Source organism: Massilia sp. W12, assembly GCF_037300705.1.
In the GTDB taxonomy this organism is placed as follows: Bacteria; Pseudomonadota; Gammaproteobacteria; order Burkholderiales; family Burkholderiaceae_D; genus JACPVY01.
Map to the genome: position 1 here is coordinate 2,125,445 of NZ_CP147776.1, position 16,324 is coordinate 2,141,768.

At 56.8% G+C, this 16,324-nt stretch carries 17 protein-coding genes, 1 tRNA gene and 1 other RNA gene; 10 read left to right on the plus strand and 9 right to left on the minus strand.

The features are described from left to right. Position 1: 1 nt before the first annotated feature. From V8J88_RS08495 to V8J88_RS08510, 4 genes are all read right to left on the minus strand, one after another. On the minus strand, positions 2-796 hold the full coding sequence (locus V8J88_RS08495) for a thymidylate synthase (RefSeq protein ID WP_338848972.1): 795 nt from the start codon (positions 794-796) through the stop codon (positions 2-4). 258 nt (positions 797-1,054) lie between these two features. After that, positions 1,055-1,795, minus strand: coding sequence for a GntR family transcriptional regulator (locus tag V8J88_RS08500; RefSeq protein WP_338848973.1), 741 nt, complete (start codon positions 1,793-1,795; stop codon positions 1,055-1,057). Next, a complete protein-coding gene (locus tag V8J88_RS08505) occupies positions 1,792-1,947 on the minus strand; it encodes a hypothetical protein (RefSeq protein ID WP_338848975.1) in 156 nt (51 codons plus the stop codon). The genes V8J88_RS08500 and V8J88_RS08505 overlap by 4 nt, the downstream gene beginning before the upstream one ends. After that, the gene (locus tag V8J88_RS08510; RefSeq protein ID WP_338848977.1) at positions 1,937-2,065 is read right to left on the minus strand and encodes a hypothetical protein; all 129 of its coding nucleotides are present in this window, start codon (positions 2,063-2,065) and stop codon (positions 1,937-1,939) included. Before V8J88_RS08510 ends, V8J88_RS08505 begins: the two co-directional genes overlap by 11 nt. 350 nt (positions 2,066-2,415) lie before the next feature. On the opposite strand from V8J88_RS08510, the gene V8J88_RS08515 reads away from it, so the two are divergent. Continuing rightward, complete coding sequence (locus V8J88_RS08515; RefSeq protein ID WP_338848978.1) at positions 2,416-5,121, plus strand: TonB-dependent receptor; 2,706 nt, start codon at positions 2,416-2,418, stop codon at positions 5,119-5,121. Positions 5,122-5,315: 194 nt separating this feature from the next. After that, a complete protein-coding gene (locus V8J88_RS08520) occupies positions 5,316-6,446 on the plus strand; it encodes a heparan-alpha-glucosaminide N-acetyltransferase domain-containing protein (protein ID WP_338848980.1) in 1,131 nt (376 codons plus the stop codon). 50 nt (positions 6,447-6,496) lie between these two features. On the opposite strand, the gene V8J88_RS08525 is transcribed toward V8J88_RS08520, so the two are convergent. The 3 genes from V8J88_RS08525 to V8J88_RS08535 form a co-directional block, all read right to left on the minus strand. Continuing rightward, positions 6,497-6,916: an organic hydroperoxide resistance protein gene (locus tag V8J88_RS08525; protein WP_338848981.1), complete on the minus strand. Its 420-nt coding sequence runs from the start codon at positions 6,914-6,916 to the stop codon at positions 6,497-6,499. A 178-nt stretch (positions 6,917-7,094) separates the two neighbouring features. Beyond that, positions 7,095-7,559 carry an SAM-dependent methyltransferase gene (locus V8J88_RS08530; protein WP_338848982.1) on the minus strand — a complete coding sequence of 155 codons (465 nt, stop codon included), beginning with the start codon at positions 7,557-7,559 and terminating at the stop codon, positions 7,095-7,097. 135 nt (positions 7,560-7,694) lie between these two features. Beyond that, positions 7,695-7,770: transfer RNA gene (locus V8J88_RS08535), tRNA-Ala, on the minus strand. A 120-nt stretch (positions 7,771-7,890) separates the two neighbouring features. Between V8J88_RS08535 and V8J88_RS08540 the strand changes: the two genes are divergently transcribed. The 8 genes from V8J88_RS08540 to V8J88_RS08575 all read left to right on the plus strand — a co-directional run bounded on the left by V8J88_RS08540 (position 7,891) and on the right by V8J88_RS08575 (position 14,259). Beyond that, a complete protein-coding gene (locus V8J88_RS08540) occupies positions 7,891-8,121 on the plus strand; it encodes a DUF904 domain-containing protein (protein WP_338848983.1) in 231 nt (76 codons plus the stop codon). Further along, entirely contained in the window at positions 8,118-8,429 is a 312-nt protein-coding gene (locus tag V8J88_RS08545; RefSeq protein WP_338848984.1) for a cell division protein ZapA, read from the plus strand. Before V8J88_RS08540 ends, V8J88_RS08545 begins: the two co-directional genes overlap by 4 nt. 78 nt (positions 8,430-8,507) lie before the next feature. After that, positions 8,508-8,686: non-coding RNA, 6S RNA (gene ssrS, locus V8J88_RS08550), on the plus strand. 138 nt (positions 8,687-8,824) lie between these two features. Continuing rightward, positions 8,825-9,307: an EVE domain-containing protein gene (locus V8J88_RS08555; RefSeq protein WP_338848985.1), complete on the plus strand. Its 483-nt coding sequence runs from the start codon at positions 8,825-8,827 to the stop codon at positions 9,305-9,307. Between the two features lie 112 nt (positions 9,308-9,419). Further along, the gene (locus V8J88_RS08560; protein ID WP_338849853.1) at positions 9,420-10,226 is read left to right on the plus strand and encodes a sulfite exporter TauE/SafE family protein; all 807 of its coding nucleotides are present in this window, start codon (positions 9,420-9,422) and stop codon (positions 10,224-10,226) included. Positions 10,227-10,334: 108 nt separating this feature from the next. Then, positions 10,335-12,971, plus strand: coding sequence for a serine/threonine-protein kinase (locus tag V8J88_RS08565; protein ID WP_338848986.1), 2,637 nt, complete (start codon positions 10,335-10,337; stop codon positions 12,969-12,971). Positions 12,972-12,982: 11 nt separating this feature from the next. Continuing rightward, positions 12,983-13,774, plus strand: coding sequence for a Stp1/IreP family PP2C-type Ser/Thr phosphatase (locus V8J88_RS08570; protein WP_338848987.1), 792 nt, complete (start codon positions 12,983-12,985; stop codon positions 13,772-13,774). Between the two features lie 32 nt (positions 13,775-13,806). Continuing rightward, positions 13,807-14,259, plus strand: coding sequence for a hypothetical protein (locus V8J88_RS08575; RefSeq protein WP_338848988.1), 453 nt, complete (start codon positions 13,807-13,809; stop codon positions 14,257-14,259). Positions 14,260-14,297: 38 nt separating this feature from the next. Here V8J88_RS08575 and V8J88_RS08580 read toward each other — a convergent pair whose 3' ends face one another. Next, positions 14,298-15,437 carry a vWA domain-containing protein gene (locus V8J88_RS08580; RefSeq protein WP_338848989.1) on the minus strand — a complete coding sequence of 380 codons (1,140 nt, stop codon included), beginning with the start codon at positions 15,435-15,437 and terminating at the stop codon, positions 14,298-14,300. A gap of 22 nt (positions 15,438-15,459) precedes the next feature. Next, positions 15,460-16,305: a hypothetical protein gene (locus V8J88_RS08585; RefSeq protein ID WP_338848990.1), complete on the minus strand. Its 846-nt coding sequence runs from the start codon at positions 16,303-16,305 to the stop codon at positions 15,460-15,462. Positions 16,306-16,324 lie beyond the last annotated feature (19 nt).

Below are 16,324 nucleotides of genomic sequence, written 5' to 3' on the forward strand. Positions count from 1 at the left end.
CTCACACCGCCACCGGGGCCTTGATATGCGCATGGCTTTGGTAGTTTTCAATTGAAAAATCTTCAAAGCGGTAAGAAAACAAATCATCCGGGCGGCGCGCAATCTTCAATTGCGGCAGCGCCAGCGGTTCGCGCGTAAGTTGCAGCGCGGCTTGTTCCATATGATTGCTGTACAAATGGCAATCACCGCCAGTCCAGATGAATTCGCCCGCCTCCAGATCAGTCTGCTGCGCCACCATATGGGTCAGCAGGGCATACGAAGCGATATTAAATGGCACGCCTAAGAAAATATCCGCGCTGCGCTGATACAGCTGGCAGGATAACTTGCCTTCGCATACATAAAACTGGAAGAAAGCATGGCAGGGCGGCAGCTTCATGTGCTCAATTTCACCCACATTCCAAGCCGACACAATCAAACGGCGCGAATCCGGGTTATTGCGGATCTGCTGCACCACCTGGCTGATCTGATCGATATGACGGCCATCCGGCGTCGGCCAGCTGCGCCATTGATAGCCATACACCGGCCCCAGTTCGCCATTTTCATCGGCCCACTCATCCCAGATCGAGACCCCGTTTTCCTTCAGATAGACGATATTCGTCGAGCCGGATAAAAACCACAGCAATTCGTGAATGATGGAGCGCAGATGCAGTTTTTTAGTGGTCAGCAGGGGAAAACCCTGGCTTAAGTCAAACCGCATTTGATAGCCAAACACCGAGCGCGTGCCGGTGCCGGTGCGGTCGGTTTTGAGCTTGCCATGTTCTGCAACATGGCGCATAAAGTCGAGATATTGGCGCATTGCGTAATCGGGCTGGCAAAAACACGCCATTTTACCTTGAATGCGGCCGTACACCCGGCCTGGCGCCGCCGATAGCCTGGCGATTGAACAAAGAAAGAATGCGGCATGGCCGGTTTTGCGGTCAATTTTCTCAAGTCGGCATGGCCACTGCGCAAATAGGGCTATTTCGCCGCGCCGCCAGCCGCGCTTGCTTGCGCTGCGCAGGCGCTAACAAAATCCGCAATCCTGCCGGCCGGGGTGGCTGGCCGGGCGTGGGGTTCAGGTCGTGCTCAATTCGGCCACAAAATCATAAGTGTCGCCACGGAAGAAAGATTGGCAAAATTCAACCGCGCGGCCATCGCGCAAAAAGCCTAAGCGCTCGACCAGCAGACCGGCATCGCCTTCTTTGGCTTGCAAGAGTTTGGCCTGTTCCGCATTCAATAACAGTGCGCTCAAACGCTGCAGCGCGCGCACCGGGCGGTTGCCGGCTTTTTCCAGCGCCTCATACATGGAGTCATGCACCATCTCCAGCGAGGGCAGGCATTCTGCGGAAATGGTGGCGTACTCCAGGCACATCGGCATATCGTCGGCATAGCGGATGCGGTGGAAGCGGTACACCGGCGCGCCGGGCGACAGACGCAGGCGCAGCGCCTCATCCGGCGTCACCGTGCCCTCGACTTTCTTTAACCACTCGCTGTGCGGATTGCGCCCGCGTGAGCGCATATCTTCTGAAAAAGAAGTGAGCTTGGCGAAATTCTTTTCAATCCGGGTATTGATGAAATTGCCCGAACCCGGACGGCGCACCAATAAACCTTCCGCCACCAGGCCGTCTATCGCTTTGCGCACCGTGATGCGCGAGACTTCCAGCTCACTGGCCAGTTGCCGCTCTGCCGGCAGCGCCTCGTCATGGCGCAAAATGCGCTTATCAATTGCTTCGCGCAAGGCATGCTGCAATTGCTGATATAGCGGCATGCTGCTGGTTTGATTCATTTGCCGCATGATTTGCACGAGGGAACTCATACCACTCTCCATCCTGGCGTATCGCCTGTTAGCTTGTTTTCATTCGGAAAAGCACGCTGGCTTTCCGTATACGTAATGATACCAAAAAAAATACCAGTGCCATTTTTTTGCTTGCTTTCCGGCACTTCTGCTGATTTTTCTTCAGATTTCATGCGCAATCGCATCGCATGCGCGCCCTTGCGCCGCCTCGTCCGGGGCCGCTGCGGGCGGGCAGGGCGGTGCGGCGGCATGCGCCGGCGCGGCTGTTATGAATCCGGAGTGCTTTGTCAAGGCTTGTTGCAGCAAACCAACGCATAACCACTTTTGTGGCAGTGGTTTGTAGTGGTCTTGTATTGGCATCTTTCTTTTGATGCATAAAATATGCGTTTTTTAATTATCCTTTATACATTTTGCAAGCATTCATGCCAGAAACAGCATAGGGCAAGGGTAAAAATTGCAAGCGAACAAGGTTTTTTGTAAGAAATTGGTAGTCAGGTGGTATTGTTTAGGTGTATATTGGCGTTAGATTGGTTTTGTAGGTGGTTTTATCAACTTCACGCCAGCCAATACCAGCTGGCGCAGATTGAGACCGTGCTTGCATACCGATGCAAGCCATGAGGTCTATTACCAAGGAGGAGTGCATGAAAAAGTTGTCGTCGCCTGTGCCTAACAGCCTTACGCCGATCGCACTGGCGGTGGGGGTGATGGTGTTCGCTGGCGCTATCAGCAGCGTAAAAGCTGAAGAAGCCAAGCCCCAGGAAGTGGTTATTACCGGTGTCCGCGCCGCCCTGCAAAAATCGCTCGCGCAAAAGCGCAATGCGGATGGGCTGGTGGAAGTCGTCACCGCTGAAGATATCGGCAAAATGCCGGATAAAAACGTGGCTGACGCGGTGCAACGTCTGCCTGGCGTGACGATCAGCGCGGCCTCCGCCGGCGAAGGCGGCTTTGATGAGAATGACCGCGTCTCCATGCGCGGCACCAATCCCAGCCTGACCTTGACCATGATCAATGGTCATATGATCGCTTCCGGCGACTGGTTTGTGCTCAATCAGGTCGGCGATGTGGGCCGCAGCGTCTCGTATTCCCTGCTGCCCTCTGAATTGGTCGGCTCTGTGATCGTCAACAAGAGTTCGCAAGCGGATCTGGTGGAAGGCGGCGTGGCCGGCACGGTCAACATTATCACCCGCAAACCGCTGGACTTCAGCAAATCGCTGACGCTGGAAGGTTCGGTCGGCGCGGTGTACTCCGATTTGCCGAAAAAGACCGATCACCAGATTTCAGCCTTGTTGAACTGGAAAAATGAAGAGAAAACTTTCGGCATCATGCTGCAAGCCTTCTCTGAAAAACGCAGCCTGCGCCGCGACGGCCAGGAAATGCTGGGCTATGAAAAAATCGCCGCCGGCAGCAAGATCGCGCTGTCCAACCCGGATCTGGCCGGCGTCGCTTTCCCGAGCGCAATCGGCTCCGCACTGTTTGAGCAGACCCGTCACCGCAAAGGCGGCTTGATCGATCTGCAATTCAAACCGAACAAAGATTTGACCCTGGATTTCAGCGCCTTCCGTTCCGACATGGAAGCGACCAACTACAACCGCAACTACCTGGTGTGGATCAGCAAGGTCTTGAACAAGGGCGCCGGACAGGCCCCGGACCCTGGCTACACCGTGCGTAACGGCACCCTGGTCAGCGCCAAGTTCTCGCCGGTGGCCGGCAATCAATATGTGGTGGTGGATCAAATCTACCGTCCGGGCGCCAGCTCCTACACCTCGTTCTATAACTTTGACGCCAAGTTCCGCGCCAATGACGCCCTGACCTTCACCTCGAAACTGGGTTACACCAAGGGCGGCGGCGAAACCCCGTCGCAAGCCGTGTACGAAGGCGATGTGTTCAACACCGGCGCTTCCTACACCCTGCGCGGCATGAGCGGTGCAGCGGATGCGGCACTGTTAGCCGGCGACGCATCCAAATTCACCGGCTCCAAACTGGACTGGATCTTCGGCGCCAGCCCGTCCCGCACCAAGGATGAGGAATCGTGGGCGCAATTGGATGGCGAATATAAAATCGCTTCCGGCGTCTTCACCAATGTCAAATTCGGCGCACGCTTTGCTGAGCATAAGCGCTCCTCCGAACTGGTCTCGCAAGGCCCGTTGTGGTCGGCTGACCCGTTTGCCGACGCCAATGCGCCGGCCTGGAATGGCCAGACCTATCCGTCTGACTTTGCCTCCGGCCTGGGCGGCAACTTCCCGCGCAATGTGTGGCAGCTGGATAAGAATGTGCTGGAAGCCTGGGGTAATAAATTCTCCAACCGTGACCCGGTCACACGCCGCAATTGGACTGGCGAATTCTCGATGAAAGAGAAGAATACCGCCGCCTACATCATGACCGGTCTGGAAGGCGACAAATGGACGGGTAATATCGGCCTGCGCCTGGTGCAAACCAAGGAAAGCGTGCTGACCAATGTGGCGATTCCGGGTTCGGTGTGTGAAGCGCTGAAACCGTGCTCGGTGCCGGGCGCGATCACGACTTCCGCTTTTGGTTCTTACTACCAGAAGGAAATCAACAACACCTATAACGATGTGTTGCCAAGCGCCAGCTTCCGTATCGACCTGAACAAGGAAACCGTGTTGCGTCTGGCGGCCTCGCGCACCCTGACCCGTCCTGACTTCTCGGCCCTGGGCGGCTCGGTCTCGCTGGATGACACCAACAAGACCGGCAGCGGCGGCAATCCGAACTTGAAGCCGGTGGTCTCGAACAACTTCGACGCCACAGTGGAATGGTATTTCGCACCCAAGTCCATGGTTTCCGCCGGCGTGTTCTACATGGATCTGACCAGCTATATCAGCTATGGCGTGCAGAACATGGTGTTCAAGAACATCAAGACCAACAAAGACGAAACCTATGCGGTGACTTCGCCGGTCAACAGCAGCGGCAAAGTCAAGGGCTTGGAGCTGGCGTATCAACAACCGTTTGCGAATGGGTTTGGCGTGTTGGCCAACTACACCTTCGCCGATGGCAAAGAGAAGGGCGGCGGCGACCTGGTCGGCACTTCGCGCAATACCTATAACCTGACCGGTTATTACGAGAACGACAAGTTCAATGCGCGTCTGGCCTACACCTACCGTTCCAGCTTCTTCAATGGCTTGAACCGCAGCTCGGCGGCTTATCAGGATTCGATCGGCGTCTTGGCCGCGTCCCTGGGTTATAAGATCAATGACAATCTGTCTGTCTCGTTTGACGCATTGAATCTGAATAACCCGACGCTGAAATACTACGTCGATAATCCAGACCGTCCGAATGCTTTCTATCGCAATGGACGTCAGTACTATCTGAGCCTGCGCGGCAAGATGTAAGGCAAGCATGGCCCGCAAGCCGCCCGCAAGGCGGCTTGCGGCTGCAAAGCCGGCCCGCTGTGGATGGATCACGGCGGCCCCGCTTTGCACATGTGCAAACATCGGGCAGTGGGGACTGTCTGATGCGCTTTTCCAGGGGTGTAGTTCGGCAAGGTTTGCTTACGCAGCCTTGCCTTTTTTTTGGTGGAGGCAGTATGCAAGGGGAGCGCAATCTGGCGCTGGATGTGCTGCGCGGCTTAACCGTGGCCTGCATGATCGTGGTGAATACGCCGGGTTCCTGGTCGCATGTGTATGCGCCGCTGTTGCACGCCGACTGGCATGGCTTTAGCCCGACCGATCTGGTGTTTCCCGCATTTGTGTTTGTGCTGGGCAATGCCCTGGCCTTGAGCTGGGGCCGCTTGCAAGCCCTGGCCCCGGCCGTATTTTGGCGCAAAACCCTGCGTCGCAGTCTCTTGCTGTTCACCCTGGGCGTGGTATTGCACTGGATACCGTTTTACCGCTTCGGGCCGGATGGCGCAATGGTCTGGATCGGTCTGGAGCGGGTGCGCCTGCCCGGCGTCTTGCAAAGAATCGCCCTCTGTTATTTGCTCTGCAGCGCAGCCCTGTATCTGCTGGGTTGGCGCCGCAGCCTGCTGTTGGCCGGCGCGGGCCTGGCGGCGCACAGCGCGCTGCTGTTGACTTGGGGCGATATGAGCTTGCAACACAATCCGGCGCGCGCACTCGATCTGTGGTTGCTCGGCCCGCAGCATCTGTATCAGGGCGAAGGCTTGCCCTTTGACCCGGAAGGCTTGTTGGGCGTGCTCTCCAGTTGCACCAATCTCTTAGCCGGCTTTTACGCCGGGCAAATCCTGGCCGGCGGGCCAGGCGGCGCACGCAAATTGTGGATTGCGGTCTTGGGACTGACCCTGGCCGGCCTGCTGATCGCCCCCTGGCTGCCGTTGAATAAAAAATTATGGAGCGCCAGCTACGCCTTGTTCAGCAGCGGCTTATGCTGCGCACTGTTGGCGGCCTTGCACGGCATGCTTGGCCGCCCCCAAGCACAAGCCCAAGCACAAGCCCACAGTTTGCCGATGCGCGCCTGTCTCGCCCTGGGGCGCAATGCCTTGGCCATGTATGTGCTGGGAGAAGCCCTGGTAATCTTGCTGATCAGCTTCAAGATAAACGGCCAAGTGGCATACGATTATCTGTTTGCCGCAGTGTATGCGCCGCTGTTCGGCGCGCTGGATATGCGCTTTGCTTCGCTGATGTACGCCTTCAGCGCACTCGGCCTGTGTGTGCTGAGCGCGCATTTTTTAGCCCGGCGCGGCTGGTATTTACGGCTGTAGTCTGCCGGCGCAGGCCTAAGTTCGCCGGCGCCGACAGCATCAAACGCGCCTCAAGCCAGCTTAATTTGCACCGGAATATTGCCGCGTGTGGCGTTGGAGTAGGGGCAAACCTGGTGCGCGGTGTCGATCAATTGCTGCGCCACAGCCGCATCCACGCCCGGCAGGCTGACCGTCAAGCTGGCGCTCAACGCAAAACCGCCCTGACCATTCGGGCCAATCCCCACTTCCGCATGCACCGCCGCCGTATCCGGCACAGCGATTTTCTGCTTGCCGGCCACCAGTTTCAGCGCCGACAAAAAGCAGGAAGCGTAACCGGCAGCGAATAATTGTTCAGGATTCGTGCCATTCCCGCCCGGGCCGCCCAGCGCTTTGGGCGTGGACAAATCCACATTCAACAGACCGTCATCGCTTTGCGCATGACCCACGCGGCCACCGGTGACATTCGCTTGTGCGGTATACAGAGCTTGCATGATGTGTTCCTTTTCAAAGAGAAGCAGCAGGGGCTGCGATGGATAGAATAATAGCGCACAATTAAATTGTGTGCAATTTAAATTTAACTATCGCAACGATAGCCAAAACCTGGCATGCCGTGCCGGATTGCAGGCTGCGCCAGTGCGGCAGGTATTTATATGAGCTGATGCAGAGGGATTAAAAATAGGCTTGCAAAATTTCCTGCGTCCAGGCCGGCTGGCGCACTGCGCCGCGCGCCATGAATTCGGCAAAATACGGCTTGATATCCAATACCGGCGTCTGATTGATCGCATCCAGTCCGCGCACGGTCAAGACCAGTCCCTGCCGCTGGAGTAACTCGCAGCGTGACAGGCCTAAGCGGTTTGGCCGGGCTTTCGGGCGCTGCGCAAAAATACCGACTTTGGGCAAGTGCGTCAGATTGCGCGGATGGCGTGCGCCGGCGGGAATGCTCTCCGGCGCGACCTGGTGCATAAAATAAATCACTTCCAGATGGGAAAATTCCTCAATGCCAGCCAAGGCTTCTTGCGTGAACTGCTGCGCGTCGAGTGTCAGGGTGGAAATCACGGCGCCCCAGTGGTCGTCTTGCGGGTGCTCGATAGCATTTTGAATGATGCCGATGGGCTGTAAAGTAATGGTTTGCATATGGATTTTGCAAGGTGTGCGGAAGAGAAATGATAAGCGTATTTTATAAATTGCGCAGAATCTGCCGCTTGTATTGCTGTTCAGCCCGCACATGCGAAACAGCCCGCACAAGGCGGGCTGTTTCAGGAAAACGGGTGGTGGAGAGAAGGAGGATCGAACTCCCGACCTCTGCATTGCGAACGCAGCGCTCTCCCAGCTGAGCTATCTCCCCACGGGCAGGGAAATTTTATTTGCTTCGCGCCAGCGTTGCAAGTGCATTCGCCGCATTGCGCGCTAAAATAGAAGTTTGCGGCGCGACAATATCGCCGCATACACCGGGAACCGTGAAGACATGATCTCCGAATTTCAGTTACTTACGCAAAAAATCGGGAAATTGGCTGCATTAGCGCAGCGCCTGCGCTCAGAGAACGCACAATTGCGTCTTGAGGTGGCGCAATTGCGCAGCCAAAACCAGGAGCAGGCCCAGCGCATGCAGCAGGCGCAGGAAAGAGTGATGCAATTAATCGATAAATTGCCCCCGCCGCCGCCATTGGATCAACCCGCAGAGGAGGAGTGCGCATGAGCGAACTGAACGTTACGATCCAGGGCCAGGCTTATAAGCTGTCCTGCCGCATCGGTGAAGAAAAAATGCTGCATGACGCCGTGAGTTATCTCAACAGCAAGCTCAACACCATCCGCGATGGCGGCAAAGTGCGCGGCAATGACCGTATCGCCGTGATGGCGGCGATTTCCATTGCCGCTGAATTACTCGCCATGAAATCCCCGCAAGGCCCGTTTTCCGATATGACCATGGCCGAAGTCAAGCAGCAGATGGAGGAAATGCATGCGGTGCTGGATCAGGCCTTGACGCCACAGGAAGATTTATTCTGAGGCAAAGTCCCGAGCGGGTGAATTGCCATGCAGCAATCCGGATGATTTGACAAAGATAGCGAATCGGGTATCATGGTTCCAACCCTGCGGTGTTTGCCATTGCCATATATTCCTTGAACCATTTTGTTGCATAGGTTATGGAAATTTGTTCGATGGGCGAGAGCGTCGCTTGTTCGATGAACCCGAAATTGAACTAACCGTGACCACCTGAGCCTTTAGGTTCGGGATGCCGGCAAAGCGGCACAGGCGGGGTACTGAATGTTGTCACTCTGCTGGCGCGCAAGGCCGGCAGTAAAGAAAGCGGTTGTGGCTGGGCAGTCATCTTGGTTTGGATTTCTGCATGCGGCGCACAGCCGCTTTTTGTTTTTCCGTCCCACTTTGTAAGCGGAGTTCCCATGCAATATTGGTTGATGAAATCCGAACCGGATGAAGTGAGCATTGACGATGCGCTCGCAGCAGCAGGACGCATTACGCCATGGTTCGGGGTGCGCAACTATCAGGCGCGCAACTTCATGCGCGATCGCATGCAAATCGGCGATGGCGTACTGTTTTATCACTCCAGCTGCGCCCAGCCCGGCATTTACGGGATTGCCGCAATCGCTTCCGCCGCCTATCCTGATCCTACCCAGTTCCAGCCCGCCAGCCACTATTACGATCCGAAGTCTGCGCCGCAGGAGCCGCGCTGGCTGCAAATCGATGTGCGCGCGCACTGCAAGGCCGGGCCGCTGCTCTTATCCGAAATGCGCGCCATGCCGCAATTGGAAGGCATGCTGGTGCTGCAAAAAGCCAGCCGCCTGTCGATTACCCCGGTGGCCCCGGAACATTGGCAGGCGGTGTTGCAACATTTGCATCTGGATCCCGGTTTGCTGCAAAAATAAGGACAGACCTGCAGTCTGACCCCGGATTTATGTCATGAAAACAGTGCGTTGAATTCGGGAAATGTTATGATCCGCCAATCTTGGCTGTGGTAAGGGAGGAGGGTGCATGGGCTTGGATCTGAATTTGATCCTGGTGCTGATGCTGATGGGGGCATTCGGCGGGTTTTTTGCCGGCTTGCTGGGCATAGGCGGCGGTATGCTGCTGGTGCCGTTTATCACCATGATTTTATCGGCCAAGGGTTTTCCCAAAGAGTACATTGTGCACACCGCGATTGCGACCTCGCTGGCGACGGTGATGTTCACCTCGCTCTCTTCAGTGCGCGCACACCATAAACATGGCGCGGTGCGCTGGGATATTGTGCGCAGTATGACGCCCGGCATTTTGCTCGGCTCCTGGCTGGGGCCGCTGGCCGGCAAGCACATGAATACGCTGCCGCTGTCATTTTGTTTTTCCGCCTTTGTGATGGTTTCCGCCACCCAGATGTTGCTGGGCAAAAAGCCGGAAGGCCACCGCCAGCTGCCCGGCGCCGGCGGTATGAACGGAATGGGCGTGATGATCGGCTCGCTGGCCGGTCTGGTTGGCGCCGGCGGCGGTTTTATGTCCGTCCCCTTCATGACCTGGTGCAATGTGCGCATCCATAATGCAGTCGCCACCAGCGCTGCGCTCGGTTTCCCGCTGGCGTTTGCCGGCACGCTCTCCAATATCTGGAATGGCTGGAGTATTCCGCATCTGCCCCAATACTCGCTGGGCTTTATCTATCTGCCCGCCTTGTTTGGCATCGCCATCGCCAGCATCAGTTTTGCCCCGCTGGGCGCCAAGGTGGCGCACAGCTTACCGGTGGCGTCCTTGAAGAAGGCCTTCGCCATCGTGCTGTACTGTTTGGGTGCGTATATGTTGTGGAAAGCCTGGCATCTGTGACCTGCCTGGGGCGGGATGCGCATTGCCGGTTGACGCAGACACATTTTAGCGGTATCAATACCTGAAGGCGGCCCGTAGCCTTTAGCGTTCATGAGGGGAGGAGATGGCATGAAATCCGGCTTTTGGCGTAAAGACTGGTTTCTTGGCTTGATCGTGGTGATCGCCGTGCTGGTGTTGTACAACACCAGCTCATTGCTCAAGAGCTTGGAACGTAAAATGTACGATATGGCGGTGGCCGGCGGCAGTCGCGCCCCGGCGGAAAATATCGCCATTATTGCGATTGATGAAACCAGCATCGCCAACCTGGGGCGTTGGCCCTGGCCGCGCGACTTGCACGCCAAACTCACCGATCAGCTGGCCGCCGCGAACGCCAAAGTGATCGTCAACACCAGTTTCTTCTTTGAGCCGCAAAAAGACGCCGGCTTGACTTATATCGACAAACTGCTGGATGCCTACCGCAAGCAAGTTCCCGCCGCTGCGCAGACTGACGGGGCTTTGAATTGCCAGGGGGCGGGCGGCGAATTAAGCGCGTTTTGTCCGATTTTGAATGAAGCCGAAAAAGCCTTGAACACCGACCGCACCCTGGCTGCCAGTATGAGTCGCGCGGCGAATGTGGTGCTGCCGTTTGAAATGACTTTTGGCGAAATGGTGGGGCGTCCCGACAAGCCTTTGCCGGACTTCATGCTCAAGCAAAAACTCGGCGCACAGGGTGCAGCGTTTGAATACACCAAGGCCTACAAAGCGCCGATTCCTGCACTGGGACAGGCCGCCGCCGCGCTCGGGGCCTCGAATGTGACGCTGGACGTGGATGGCGCCTTGCGTGAGGAAGCGCTGCTGTATTCCTTTGATAACAATGTCTTGCCTTCGCTGTCCCTGATGACGGCGGCCAAAAGCCTGAACCTGAGCGCCCAGGATATCCGCCTGCAAGCGGATGACACTTTGCAAGTCGGCAAGCTGAAAATCCCGCTCGATTCAGTAGGCCATATGCGCACCTATTTCTACAAAGGGAATGGGGCCAAACCGGTGTTCGCGCAGGATTCGTTTTACGATGTGATCAGCGGCAAAATCCCGGCGGCCAAATATGCCGGCAAAATCGTCTTGATCGGCGCCACCGCGCCCGGCATCGGCGCCAGTTTCGCCAGCCCTGTATCGCAATCCATGACCTCGGTTGAAATTCTGGCGCACTCGGTGTCCAGTATTTTGTCAGAGCATTTCTTTATTGCGCCGACCTGGGGCGGCTATGCAGAAAATCTGCTGCTGCTCTTGATTGCCGTGTATTTGATGGTGCTGTTGCCGCGTTTGTCGGCTGGCATGGGGGCCGGCATCACCGCCGGTTGTCTGGCCTTGCTGGTGGCGGCGCATTTCGGCCTGATGCTGGGCAGCGGCATCTGGCTGCAACTGATGTTGCCGGCCAGCCTGCTGTTGATCGGCCATATCTGTCTGACCACCAAACGCTTTTTGATCACGGAAGCCGGCAAGCAAAAGTCCGATTCCGAATCCGCCGAATCGAATCGCATGCTCGGTCTCGCCTTCCAGGGACAGGGCCAGTTGGATATGGCGTTTGATAAATTCCGCAAATGCCCGCTGGACGATGCAGTGATGGACAATTTATACAATCTGGCGCTGGATTTTGAGCGCAAACGCCAGTTCAACAAGGCGCAGTCGGTGTATGAATACATGTCCGGCCATAATCCCAAGTTCCGCGACCTGGAGCAAAAATTGCAACGCGCCAAAACCATGTCCGAAACCATCATTCTGGGCGGCGGCACAATGGCGCGCAGCAACGCCAGCCTGCTTTCAACCGAAGGCGGGGAAAAACCGATGCTGGGCCGTTATCAGATCGAAAAAGAACTCGGCAAAGGCGCCATGGGCGTGGTGTACCAGGGACGCGACCCCAAGATTTCGCGGATTGTCGCCATCAAAACCTTTGCCTTGAGCCAGGAATTTGAAGGCGAAGAGGTGCAGGAAGCCAAAGAACGCTTCTTCCGCGAGGCCGAAACCGCCGGGCGTCTGGCGCATCCGAATATCGTCACGATTTACGATGCCGGCGAAGAGCAGGATTTGTGCTATATCGCGATGGAATTTTTGCGCGGCCATGATCTGGCCCCGCACACCAAGCCGGATAATCTGCTGCCGCCCAAGCGTGTCATGAGCATTGTCGCGCGTGTCGCGGAAGCGCTGCATTACGCGCATGCGCAAGGCATCGTGCATCGCGACATCAAACCGGCCAACATCATGTATGAAAACAATGATGATGTGGTCAAGGTGACAGACTTCGGGATTGCCCGCATCACCGATTCCTCCAAAACCAAGACCGGGCTGGTGCTGGGCACGCCTTCCTATATGTCGCCGGAGCAGTTGTATGGCCAGAAAGTGGATGGCCGCTCCGATCTGTTCTCGCTGGCGGTCAGCATGTATCAAATGCTGAGCGGACATTTGCCTTTTGTCGGCGACTCCATGGGGCAGCTGATGTATAAAATCGCCAATGAACCGACGCCGGATATCCGCACAGTGCGCAGCAATGTGCCGGCGGCCCTGGTGGCGGTGATCTTCAAAGGCATGCAAAAAGACATCAGCCAGCGCTATCAAAGCGGCGAAGAAATGGCGCGCGACCTGAAAACCCTGTTGGCCGGCGGCAAAGTGGATTTGCCGGCCCCGCCGCTGCCGCCCGCCGCCGCTCAGGCGCCCGCCAGCGCGGCGGACACGGATGAGGGCACAGTGCGCATGCAAAAACCACAATCCTGAACAAAAGCGCTATGAACCATACGCTGGAAATCGCCGCCATCACGGATACCGGGCAAAAGCGTGAGCAGAATGAAGATTCTGTGACACACAACGCCGCGCTTGGCTTCGTCATCCTGGCCGATGGCATGGGCGGCTACAATGCCGGCGAAGTCGCCAGCGGCATGGCCACCGCCATGCTTAAAAATGATCTGGAAATCCGCTTGCCGCAGTTGGCCGCACAAGGCGGCGACTTGCATGCGCTGATGCGCGAACTGGTGGCGCAAACCAACCGCTCGATTTACCAGATGGCCAACTCACGCCAGCAATACAATGGCATGGGCACCACGCTGGTGTTGGTGGTGTTTCATGGCAGCAAGCTGACCGTGGCGCATCTGGGCGACTCGCGCCTGTACCGTTTCCGTGGCGGCGCCTTGCAGCAAATCACGCGCGACCATTCGGTTTTGCAAGAGCAAATCAATGCCGGCGTCTTGACCGCAGAGCAGGCGCGTCATTCCAGCCATAAAAATCTGGTCACGCGTGCGCTTGGCGTGCTGGAAGACGCCAATTTGGAGATCGCTGATCATGATTTGCACATCGGCGATATCTGGCTGCTGTGTTCAGATGGCTTATCCGATATGGTGGATGATTCCGGCATTGCGACCATTTTGGCGCAGGGCGGTGAACTGGATTTGCTGACCCGCCAATTGATTGACACCGCCAATCAAAACGGCGGCCGCGATAATGTTTCTGTGATTTTGGCGCGTATCGTCGAAGGGGACGGGCGCGGCAACCTGGTGCGGCGTTTGTTAAAATGGCTGAAGTAAGCAGTTGAGCGCTGAATTTCAATGGAGCTGTTATGAAGACCGCCTTGATCCGAGGCATGATTTGTGTTGTTCTGGCAGGTTTTGCGGCGCACGCGGCAGCGCGGCCACCGCTTCCGCTCGATTCGCGTCACCCGATTTTAGGTTCCTGGGTCTTGCCGATTGAACACCCGCGCCATGGCGAATGCCTGGAGACGTATTATTTCCGCGCCGACGGCACTACCCTGGTCACCAGCGCCGAAGAGGTGGCTGAAACCGTGTTTGAAATCAGCCCCAAACCCAGCCGCGCCGGTTTTTACCGCTGGAGCGAAAAACTGGTGAAAGACAATGGCAAAAAAGATTGTTCCGGCAAAGTTTCGCGGGTGGGCAGTGAGTCGGTCAGCTATATCCGCTTTTTAGAAGATGGCGAGCGCTTCATCGTATGTCAGGAGGAAAGCTTGCGCGCCTGTTTCGGCCCATTTTACCGTTTGCAAGGTCAATCACTGTAAGCAAGCGGCGCTGCCTGTGGCAGCGCCGGTGTGAGGGCTTACTTGATCTGCTTGCCTAAAGCATCCGAGACTGCCTGATCAAAGCCGGCCTTGCCGGCTTTTTTATCCTGCTCGCGCTGCGCTTTGGCCAGGAATTGCTCGCGCTGCTTATTCAATTCCAGAATCTTTTGCTTCAATTCCTTGCGCTCGGCCAGCATTTTCTCCAGCTTCGCTTTGCGCTCGGCGGCGGATAATTTGCGCAACTCCTCCGGCAAATCGCTTTCTTGCAATTTATCCATGCTCAATTTCCCGCTTTCGAGCTGCTGCAATAAATCCGACTCCTCATAAGCGCTGCTGTTGAGCGCCTTATTCACCGCACGCTCGGCCATTGCCGCTTTGGGGGCCGCGGCCGCCAGACTGGATTCCATTTTCGCCTGCTTGGCGCGCTTTTCGCTGCGCTCCATCGCCGCGCCGCCATAGGCATAATAAGTGTCGCCCATTTGTGCGCCATATTTGGCCAGCTCGGCATCATATGGTGTGGCGATGGATTGCACCCCGCCATCCTGCGCAATCGCAAAATATTCGCCGCCGCCATACTGCGCAATCTCACGCCAGGGGCGGGTGGTTTCGCGGATATTGCCGCATTGAATCGTATTCACAATCATGCCCAGGCGGCGCGCTTCCTTGGCGCTGGCGATGGTGTCCGGCACATTGCGGTAATCATCATGCGGCGGCGCATCGCCCACTAAAAACAGAATCTGGCTGGTGTCGGCGGCCTTTTTACTCCAGCCGGTTTTTTGCAAGGCGTCATGCATGGCGCTGCGCACATCTTCCGGCATATCGCCGCCGCCCTCGGCCTTGAATGACATCAGCTGCGCATACACCTCATCCAGATTGGCGGATAAGGGTGTGACTTTGGTGACATACGCGTCTTCACGGTCGCGATACGCCACCAAGCCGACTTTGACTTGCGCCTTGCCGCCGCGCTTTTGCATGATATCGTTCACAATGCCCCAGATTTTGCTTTTCGCGCCTTCCAGCAAGCCGCCCATCGAGCCGGTGGTGTCGAGCACAAACACGAGTTCGATTTTGCGCTCAGTTTGCGGCGCGCTGATATGTTTCGCCTCGTCCTGGGCCAGCGCTGCGCCGCTGCAGGCAAACATCGAGAGCAGGGACAGTGTAAGTAATGTGTGACGCATAAGATTCTCCAATTCAGGCAGATTAATTCGGATCAGGGGTGAAGCCGCCCGGGAAGGGGCTGGGGTGGTTGGGGCTGTTTGGCCGGTGGCGAGGAATAATCCCGCGTGCTTGCAGATTGGCGTAACTGTCATAATAAACAGTCAAGGTTTCCGCCGGATGGCGCGAAGCGCGTTTGAAATCGGTATAACTGCTTTCGCTGTTGATGCGTTCGCCATGTCCGGTGCCCAGTTTTTCCGTGGGCGCAGCGGCTGGCGCGGCGCGTTTTGCGCTTTCCGCTGACATGCTGCCCTGCGCGGAAGCATCCTTTGCCGGCGTTTCAGAATACGGGCCATCGCGTTCGGCCAGGCGTCCGGCCTCAGCAGAAATTGCCGGCGGCGGTTTGAAAAGCACGGGCGGCGGCGTCATTTCACGGTACAATGCGACGCCGATCACACCGCTTTGGTGCGCGCGGCCAGTGCGCCCGGCGTAAGAATCAGCTGGATTGGTGAAATAAAAAGCCGCCACCTCCGACATGCTTTTACGCCACCCTTCAATAGATGTTTGTTGCCAGGCGTCCAGCACATAGCCGGCTTGGCGCGGATGCGCGGTTTCACCGTTGATCACATTCACGCCATCCACCGCCACCACGGCCAGCAACCTTTGTCCGGTTTTATTCGTGATGCGCAGTGCATAGCGCTGGCCGGCTTGACCGGCGCAATAATTGCGCCCCTGATGACGCCAGATCGGCAAGTTGTTGCCGCTATTGAGATCGATGATGGATAAAGCGGCTAATTCGCCTGCGCTGGCGGTCTGTCCCGTCAGGCAAAGTCCGGCAGCGCACAAGCACAACAGGCTGTGGCGGAAAGCGGAGGGAAGGGAGCGCAACATGTCAGATCCTTTCGTAATG

What these genes read in the sequence shown, in the direction of transcription:
- V8J88_RS08495 (WP_338848972.1), bottom strand. Translation starts at nt 796, where the DNA reads ATGCGCCAATATCTCGACTTTATGCGCCATGTTGCAGAACATGGCAAG.
- V8J88_RS08500 (WP_338848973.1), bottom strand. Translation starts at nt 1,795, where the DNA reads ATGAGTTCCCTCGTGCAAATCATGCGGCAAATGAATCAAACCAGCAGC.
- V8J88_RS08505 (WP_338848975.1), bottom strand. Translation starts at nt 1,947, where the DNA reads ATGAAATCTGAAGAAAAATCAGCAGAAGTGCCGGAAAGCAAGCAAAAA.
- V8J88_RS08515 (WP_338848978.1), top strand. Translation starts at nt 2,416, where the DNA reads ATGAAAAAGTTGTCGTCGCCTGTGCCTAACAGCCTTACGCCGATCGCA.
- V8J88_RS08520 (WP_338848980.1), top strand. Translation starts at nt 5,316, where the DNA reads ATGCAAGGGGAGCGCAATCTGGCGCTGGATGTGCTGCGCGGCTTAACC.
- V8J88_RS08525 (WP_338848981.1), bottom strand. Translation starts at nt 6,916, where the DNA reads ATGCAAGCTCTGTATACCGCACAAGCGAATGTCACCGGTGGCCGCGTG.
- V8J88_RS08530 (WP_338848982.1), bottom strand. Translation starts at nt 7,559, where the DNA reads ATGCAAACCATTACTTTACAGCCCATCGGCATCATTCAAAATGCTATC.
- V8J88_RS08540 (WP_338848983.1), top strand. Translation starts at nt 7,891, where the DNA reads ATGATCTCCGAATTTCAGTTACTTACGCAAAAAATCGGGAAATTGGCT.
- V8J88_RS08545 (WP_338848984.1), top strand. Translation starts at nt 8,118, where the DNA reads ATGAGCGAACTGAACGTTACGATCCAGGGCCAGGCTTATAAGCTGTCC.
- V8J88_RS08555 (WP_338848985.1), top strand. Translation starts at nt 8,825, where the DNA reads ATGCAATATTGGTTGATGAAATCCGAACCGGATGAAGTGAGCATTGAC.
- V8J88_RS08565 (WP_338848986.1), top strand. Translation starts at nt 10,335, where the DNA reads ATGAAATCCGGCTTTTGGCGTAAAGACTGGTTTCTTGGCTTGATCGTG.
- V8J88_RS08570 (WP_338848987.1), top strand. Translation starts at nt 12,983, where the DNA reads ATGAACCATACGCTGGAAATCGCCGCCATCACGGATACCGGGCAAAAG.
- V8J88_RS08575 (WP_338848988.1), top strand. Translation starts at nt 13,807, where the DNA reads ATGAAGACCGCCTTGATCCGAGGCATGATTTGTGTTGTTCTGGCAGGT.
- V8J88_RS08580 (WP_338848989.1), bottom strand. Translation starts at nt 15,437, where the DNA reads ATGCGTCACACATTACTTACACTGTCCCTGCTCTCGATGTTTGCCTGC.
- V8J88_RS08585 (WP_338848990.1), bottom strand. Translation starts at nt 16,305, where the DNA reads ATGTTGCGCTCCCTTCCCTCCGCTTTCCGCCACAGCCTGTTGTGCTTG.